This window comes from Kitasatospora sp. NPDC091257, from assembly GCF_044757675.1.
In the GTDB taxonomy this organism is placed as follows: Bacteria; Actinomycetota; Actinomycetes; order Streptomycetales; family Streptomycetaceae; genus Kitasatospora; species Kitasatospora lactacystinica.
Map to the genome: position 1 here is coordinate 1 of NZ_JBIVVI010000583.1, position 5,607 is coordinate 5,607.

The 5,607-nt window shown below is 73.1% G+C and carries 6 protein-coding genes; 4 read left to right on the plus strand and 2 right to left on the minus strand.

Annotated features, from left to right (window positions below):
* From ACIQOV_RS24830 to ACIQOV_RS24840, 3 genes are all read left to right on the plus strand, one after another.
* Positions 1-1,076 (plus strand): alpha/beta hydrolase family protein (locus ACIQOV_RS24830; protein WP_401051911.1); only part of this gene is annotated, 1,076 nt, incomplete at its 5' end.
* Between the two features lie 433 nt (positions 1,077-1,509).
* Positions 1,510-3,408 (plus strand): putative Ig domain-containing protein, encoded by a 1,899-nt coding sequence (locus tag ACIQOV_RS24835; protein ID WP_401051914.1) that lies wholly within the window; start codon positions 1,510-1,512, stop codon positions 3,406-3,408.
* A gap of 141 nt (positions 3,409-3,549) precedes the next feature.
* Positions 3,550-3,993, plus strand: a complete 444-nt coding sequence (locus tag ACIQOV_RS24840) for a hypothetical protein (RefSeq protein WP_401051917.1) — start codon at positions 3,550-3,552, stop codon at positions 3,991-3,993.
* A gap of 10 nt (positions 3,994-4,003) precedes the next feature.
* Here the strand turns inward: ACIQOV_RS24840 and ACIQOV_RS24845 are convergent, their stop codons facing one another.
* A complete protein-coding gene (locus ACIQOV_RS24845) occupies positions 4,004-4,417 on the minus strand; it encodes a winged helix-turn-helix transcriptional regulator (RefSeq protein ID WP_401051919.1) in 414 nt (137 codons plus the stop codon).
* 81 nt (positions 4,418-4,498) lie between these two features.
* Between ACIQOV_RS24845 and ACIQOV_RS24850 the strand changes: the two genes are divergently transcribed.
* Complete coding sequence (locus tag ACIQOV_RS24850) at positions 4,499-5,320, plus strand: NAD(P)H-binding protein (protein ID WP_401051922.1); 822 nt, start codon at positions 4,499-4,501, stop codon at positions 5,318-5,320.
* A 100-nt stretch (positions 5,321-5,420) separates the two neighbouring features.
* Here ACIQOV_RS24850 and ACIQOV_RS24855 read toward each other — a convergent pair.
* A partial coding sequence (locus tag ACIQOV_RS24855; RefSeq protein ID WP_401051924.1) for an LPXTG cell wall anchor domain-containing protein occupies positions 5,421-5,607 on the minus strand: 187 nt, incomplete at its 5' end.

Consider the following 5,607-nt stretch of genomic DNA (forward strand, 5'->3'; position numbering starts at 1 on the left):
CCTGGCACCCCGGGCAGCGGCGCGAGCTGATGATCAGCCTCTGGTACCCGACCTCCCACCCGGCCTCCGGCGACGAGCGGGCCCCGTACATGGAGCCCGCCGCCGGTCGGCACTTCGACGGCCCGGACGGCGTCGGCCTGCTCAACTACGGCACCGAGCCCGGCCGCACCGACTGGTCGGCCATCCGCACCCACGCGCGCAAGGACGCCCCGGCACTGCCCGGCGGCCCGCGCCCGGTCGTGCTGTACTCGCCCGGCCTCGGCGACCCGCGCACCTGGGGGACGGCGCTGGTCGAGGACCTCGCCTCGCGCGGCTACGTGGTGGTCACCGTCGACCACACCTACGAGGCCTCCGAAGTCGCCTTCCCCGGCGGCGACCTGGCCACCTCGGTGCTCCCCGGCATGCTCGGTCGGCCCGGCCTGGACATCGGCGCGGTGCTGCGCAAGGCGATGGACACCCGGGTCGCCGACACCCGCTTCGTCCTGGACCGGCTCGCCGGCCTGGGCGGGCGTCCGGGCCTGCCCGCCGGGGTGGCCGGGGCCCTCGACCTCGGCCGGATCGGCATGGTCGGCCAGTCGGCGGGCGGCTTCACCGCGCTCCAGACCATGCACGACGACCCGCGGATCGCGGCCGGGATCAACATGGACGGGCAGATGCACTTCCCCGGACCCGACGGCCACACCGGCGTCCTCCTGCCCAGCGTCGCCGAGGACGGCCTGAACCGGCCGTTCCTGCTGATGGGCACCGGCGGCGAGGACTCCGGCGGCTACCGCGACCAGCCCGGCTGGAACGCCCTGTGGCAGCACAGCACCGGCTGGCACGCCGACGTCACCCTCACCGGCTCCCGCCACGGCTCGTACACCGACGCCCAGCCGCTGCTGCCGCAGCTCGCCCGCCAGGGCGTGCTCAGCGCCGAGCAACTGCGCAAGGACGTCGGCGACATCCGCCCCGGCCGCGCCGAACTCGCCACCCGCTCCTACGTGGCGTCCTTCTTCGACCGCTGGCTGCGCGGCCAGGACGACCACCTGCTGGACGGGCCCTCGGCCCGCTTCCCCGAGGTGGCGTACGAGCGGTAGCGGGCCGGGGCGGCGGGCGGATTCCCCGCGCCGCCCCCTTCCGGACGCGCCGAGGGGGGAAGGTTCCGCACGGCGCCGAATTGCCGTCAGGGGGCCTCGCCGCACGGCCGCTCACGGATTTCGAAACGGCATTTCCTGTCGTATTCAGTGAATGACTACGCGCGTTGATCCCCTTTCATCAACGTTGCTTGACCTGCTTGGACGCGCTTCTTAATCGTTCCTTACCCAGCGCCGTTGACCGGTGTTCATCAGCTCTGCTTTCCTTCTTGCCACGCAGGCGGCAAAAGGCCGACGGGCAGTCAATTCCGGGTGTGCGAATGAATTCGACCGGAACCCGACCCGACGGAATCCGCCGCCGGCCCTTCCCCCACAAAGGGATCGTTCCCGGTCCCCGAGGCCGCGGACGATCGGCAGAAGAGAGGCACCCTCACCCATGGGTCACTCCCCCAGGACCGGACGCGCGAGGTACGCGGCGCTCACCGGAATAGCGTCGCTCGCGCTCGCCGCCGCCGGCTTGGCCGGCGCGGCCGGTCCGGCCTCCGCGCAGGACATCTCCGGCTCGCAGGGCAGCACCACCAACGAGTTCAACCCCTGGAGCCCGCAGAACGGCCACCCCTACCGGCACGGCGCGGTCCCCGGCATGTCCCAGCACGAGAACTACAAGAAGTGGCTCGCCGCCCACGACCAGGCCGCGGCGACCGGTCAGCAGACGCTGTCGTACGGCGGCGGCGTCGACGGCATCGGCGTGCAGAGCGGGCACTCCAAGGTCTACCTGGTGTTCTACGGCAACCAGTGGGGCACCCAGACCACCGACGCCAGCGGCAACGCGAAGTTCTCCAACGACTCGGCCGGTGCCGCCGGTGCCACCCAGCAGATGTTCAAGGGCATCGGCACCAACGGCGAGACCTGGTCGGCCGACCTGACCCAGTGGTGCGACGGCCCCACCGTCGCCACCGGTGCCGTGAGCTGCCCGTCCAACGCCAACTTCATCCCGTACCAGAGCGGCGGCGTCCTGTCCGGCGTCTGGTACGACAACGGGGCCGCCTCGCCGAGCCAGGCCAGCGGCAACCAGCTCGCCCAGGAGGCCGTCAAGGCCGCCGGACACTTCGGCAACACCACCGCCGCCGCCAACCGGGACGCGTACTACATCGTCCTGTCGCCGCACGGCACCAACCCGGACGACTACCAGAACCCGACCACCGGGTACTGCGCCTGGCACGACTGGAACGGTGACACCACCCTCACCGGCGGTGCGGCGAGCTCGCCCTACGGCGACATCGCCTTCTCCAACCAGCCGTACAACATCGACGCGGGCTCCAACTGCGGCGTCGGCTTCGTCAACTCGCCCGGCACGCTGGACGGCTGGACGATGACCCTCGGCCACGAGTGGCACGAGATGATGTCCGACCAGAACCCGGCCGGAGGCTGGACCAACCACGTCTCCGGCAGCAGCTACAACGGCCAGGAGAACTCCGACGAGTGCGCCTGGATCCAGCCCGGCAGCACCGGCGGCGCCGCCAACATCTCCTTCGGGGCATTCGGCAGCTACGCCGAGCAGGCCAGCTGGTCCAACGACACCAACTCCTGTGCGATCTCGCACGCCATCCTGACCCACGGCAACACGGTCACCGTCACCAACCCGGGCAACCAGAGCGGCACCGTCGGCACCGCGGTCAGCCTGCAGATCAACGCCACCGACTCGGCCACCGGCCAGACGCTGGGCTACTCGGCCACCGGCCTGCCGGCCGGCCTGTCGATCAACCCCTCGACCGGCCTGATCTCCGGCACCCCGACCGCCGCCGGCACCTCCAGCGTCACGGTCACCGCCACCGACACCACCGGCGCCGCCGGCAGCACCACCTTCACCTGGACCGAGTCCACCGGCGGGGGCGGCGGCAACGCCGTCACCAACGGCGGACTGGAGACCGGCGGCCTGACCGGCTGGACCACCGCCGGCAGCACCTCCGCCACCGCCTCCGCCGCCCACAGCGGCGGCTACGGCGCCATGGTCGGCTCCACCGGCCCGACCGGGGACTCCTCGATCGCCCAGACCTTCACCGCGCCGACCGGCACCAGCAAGCTGTCCTTCTGGTACAGCAACACCTGTGACGACACCGTCACCTACGACTGGGCCACCGCCACCCTGAAGGACAACACCACCGGCACCACCACCACGGTCCTGGCCAAGACCTGCACCACCACCGGTACCTGGACCAACAGGACGGCGACCGTCACCCCGGGCCACTCCTACACCCTCACCCTGAGCAACCACGACGACAACTACCCGGGTGACCCGACCTACACCTACTACGACGACGTGACCGTCTCCTGACCATCGCCGCGCCGAACGCACCGGGGTGGGCCCAGCGCCCGCCCCGGTGCCGTTTCCGGTCCGAGCGCCGTCCGGCGGGATCCGAACCGGCCGCCGGGGCGTCGAACCGGTCCCCCCGGAACACCAGCAGGAGGAACCACCGTGAACCCGAGAAGATCCGCCGCCCCGGTACTCGCCGCCGCCCTGCTCACCCTGGCCGGCTGCGCCTCCACCGGAACGGGCCCGTCGACGCCCGCCGCCGCGTCGACCGCGCCGAGCCCGGCGACGGTCACGGTGGACGAGCACGCCGACCGCACCACCCTGAAGGCCACCGTCGGCACGACCGTCACGCTCGCCCTCCACAGCACCTACTGGTCCGCCGCGACCAGTTCCGCCCCCGACGTCCTCACCCCGGCAGGCTCCCCGGCCACCGCCCCGTCCCCGTCCTGCCGCCCCGGCGGCGGCTGCGGCACCGCCACCGCCTCCTTCACCGCCCGCGCCCCCGGCACCGCCCGCCTCACCGCGACCCGCACCAGCTGCGGCGAGGCCCTCAACTGCCCGCCCGAGCAGCGCGGCTACGAAGTCACCGTCGAGGTCACCGGGTGAGACCCGACTCCTAGCGGATCTCCGAGCCGGGGTTGGCCTCGTCCCACCGCCGCCGGGAGTCGACGATCGCGTCGTGGTGGCCGTACGACCAGTCCGCCATCGCCCGCACCAGGTGGGTCAGGCTGTGCCCGAGCCGCGTCAGCTCGTACTCCACCTGCGGCGGGACGGTCGGGTGGACGGTCCGCGAGACCAGTCCGTCGCGCTCCAGGCGACGCACGGTCAGGGTGAGCATCCGCTGCGAGATGCCCGGCAGGGCGCGCTGCAGTTCGCGGAACCGCCTTACACCCTGCGCGAGTTCGACGACGGTGAGGACCGACCACTTGTCGCCCAGGCGGTCCAGCAGGTCGCGGATCCCGCAGTCCACGCCGTCCTCGCACCAGACCACCGGACGGGACGTGGTTACCGCGGTGTGCCCTGCTGACATGAATGTGCCTCCTTACGCCGGACGCCCAGGCTATCGAGGATGGTCGTGCAGCCGACGACCGATCACCCCTGGAGGAACCCCATGCTGCTCGTCACCGGAGTCAACGGAGGCCTGGGCGCTCTCGTCCTGGCGCGGCTCGCCGGCCGGGAGGACGTCGTCGCCGGCTCGCGCACGCCCGGGGAGGTGCCGCACGGCGTCCCGGCCCGGCTGGTGGACTTCGACCGGCCGGACACCCTGGCGGAGGCCTTCGCCGGGGTGCGGACCCTGCTGCTGATTTCGGCCGGCGCCGCCGAGGACGACGTGGTGATCGCCCGGCACGGCGCCGCGATCGAGGCGGCGGAGCAGGCGGGCGTCGAGCACCTCGTCTACACCAGCCTCTCCGGCGACGGCGACCACCTGCCCTACGCCCTCGCGCACCGCTGGACGGAGCGGCGACTGCGCGCGTCCGCCACCCTGCGCTGGACGGTGCTGCGCAACGGCCTGTACGCCGAGTTGCTGGGGGCGATCACCGCGCCCGGCCCGGACGGGGTGATCGGCGCTCCGCTCGGGGACGGGAAGCTCGCGGCGGTGGCCCGGGCGGACCTCGCGGAGGTGGCGGTGAACGTCGCCCTGGCGCCCGCCGGGCACGCGGGCCGCACCTACGAGCTGGTGGGGGAGCGGGCGGTGGGCGGCGCGGAGGTGGCCGAGGCGCTCGGCGCCGAGTACCGCCCGGGACGGCTGACCGAGGCCCGGGCCGCGGCGGCGGCCTCGGACGCGCGGGACTTCCAGGTGCCGATGGTGGTCGGCACCTACTCGGCGATCGCCCACGGCTTCCTAGCCGGCCCGGGCGGGCCGGGCGATCTCGCGGCACTGCTCGGCCGCGAGCCCCGCCCGGCCCTGGAGGTCATCGCCGAGGGGCGGTGACCTCGGCGAGGGTGACCGCCGGTTGTGCGAGCCCCGGCACACGGCACCGGCCCGCGCGCTCTGCGCGGGTCGGTGCCGTGGGTCGTGCGGCGTCGCTGTGTCACTCCATGGGCTGGCTGCCCTGGTCCGCGCTGCCGGCCTGCGGGCGGCGTCTGCGGTTGGCGGTGAGGAGCACGGGGACGCCCGCGGCGAGCAGGAGTGCTCCCGCCGTGCCGATGAGGGTCAGGTTTCCGGCACCGGTCTCGGGCAGTTGGCCGTGCGGCGGGTGGGGCTGGCCGGAGGGGTGG

What these genes read in the sequence shown, in the direction of transcription:
- ACIQOV_RS24850 (WP_401051922.1), top strand. Translation starts at nt 4,499, where the DNA reads ATGCTGCTCGTCACCGGAGTCAACGGAGGCCTGGGCGCTCTCGTCCTG.
- ACIQOV_RS24845 (WP_401051919.1), bottom strand. Translation starts at nt 4,417, where the DNA reads ATGTCAGCAGGGCACACCGCGGTAACCACGTCCCGTCCGGTGGTCTGG.
- ACIQOV_RS24835 (WP_401051914.1), top strand. Translation starts at nt 1,510, where the DNA reads ATGGGTCACTCCCCCAGGACCGGACGCGCGAGGTACGCGGCGCTCACC.